The following is a 1,456-nucleotide window of genomic DNA, read 5'->3' as shown; positions in this document are numbered from 1 at the left end:
GCCGCATCCTGAAGACGCTCCACGGCAAAGAAGCCGGGACATGGTTCTGGACATGTTGTGAAGGTGGCGCGAACGGGAAGGTGCCCACGAAGGACGAAGCGGTCGTCGGCGTCGAGCGAGCCTATACCCGCCGCGTCGTCAAAGCGGACTGGCGGGCCATGTGACATAAAGAGTGTCGCCGGCTAGTGTCCCATCAAAAAGTCGTGCAATTCACAGTGTTACCGAAGCGGTTGCAAGTCGTTGTTCTTGGCTGACTGTTCTGCATGTTTGCAAAAGCCGCATTTGCTCGGGCTGATGCCCTGCCGCGAGACGAAATGGACTCGTTCTGGATGCATTGCGCCATGGCTGAGGTCCCTGGCTCGAAGCCGTAGGAGACGCATCGGTTCCGGAAATAAGTCGCCTGTTCCGCTTGCGGTGTTGTTGCAACCAAGCAGGTGAGCCAGGCATACCTAGGCCCGAACCGGAGCAGCCGCTTAATAGGATGGTCGCGGCCCCTGCCGCCGCGAAAATGTTGCGTTTGCGCATGATGGTTCCCCCCTGCGCGCGCACTGAACTTCAAAAGCTTCGCCTTCGCAAGGGCGCGCTACTCCGCCGCGCCTTTCGGTAGGAAAGCCCTTGGGCCTCCAGATCATCCCCGATCACGGCTTCGCCTTCAGTCGGACACCCGGGCTTCCGTGATTCAGAAACTCGATGCCCTCGGCCTCCAGCACGGTCATCACGGCGCACACCTTATCAAGGCCACTCGTGAGCCCTTCGGCGCCTTTCTTCTCCATGGCGCTTACCGTGTTGATGTTGATTCCGGCACGCTTCGCAAGCGTCCCTTGGTCCATGTCAGCCAAGGCGCGGGCTGCGCGAATCACTTGCGGCCGAGGAGTATGAAACGTGCGGTGCCCCCCGCCGCAGCGACAGCCTTCGTTATTCCTTCTTGTCGACCAGCGCCCGTAGTGCCGAGACGTCATGCAGCAATAACCTGCTGCCGCGCTTTTCGATCAGGCCTCTCTTGGCGAGGTCGCTCATTTCGCGCGAGACCGCTTCCCTGTGCGTGCTGATCGTTGCCGCCAGCTCGGAATGCGTCGGTGCCGGGCTTATGGACACCTCGCCGTCCACGAGTGCGGCTTTCTCCGCCCGATGCAGGAGCTCGACGATCAGCCGTTTTCGCACGACCAGAGTGCTGTATTCGAATACCCGCTCGGTCATGCGCCGGAGCTGGGCAGACAGATGCTCAAGCAGCATCCAGGCGAAAGTCGGGTGGGTCATCACGATATCCCGGAATGCTGTGCCGGACAGCCGTGCAGCGCGGGTTGCCTCCAGCGCGACTACGCTGGCAGAGCGTGCAATCCCGTCAATGCCTCCGAGCTCCCCGAAAATGTCACCCGGTTCGACATCGCGATACGCTATCTCCCTGCCGTCCGCTGAAACCAGTGTCACGCGAGCCCGTCCTTCCAGCAGGAAGAAG

General features: G+C 61.1%; 2 protein-coding genes. Both read right to left on the bottom strand.

From position 1 onward, the window contains the following. Window positions 1-638 precede the first annotated feature (638 nt). Window positions 639-830: a hypothetical protein gene (locus EOA86_RS34515; protein ID WP_128345595.1), complete on the bottom strand. Its 192-nt coding sequence runs from the start codon at window positions 828-830 to the stop codon at window positions 639-641. A gap of 85 nt (window positions 831-915) precedes the next feature. Then, window positions 916-1,456 (bottom strand): Crp/Fnr family transcriptional regulator (locus tag EOA86_RS34510; protein WP_164892320.1); only part of this gene is annotated, 541 nt, incomplete at its 5' end.

The sequence above is a fragment of the Mesorhizobium sp. M5C.F.Ca.IN.020.32.2.1 genome, assembly GCF_004023105.1.
GTDB classification, from domain to species: Bacteria; Pseudomonadota; Alphaproteobacteria; order Rhizobiales; family Rhizobiaceae; genus Mesorhizobium; species Mesorhizobium wenxiniae.
This window is presented reverse-complemented; position numbering and strand designations above follow the sequence as displayed.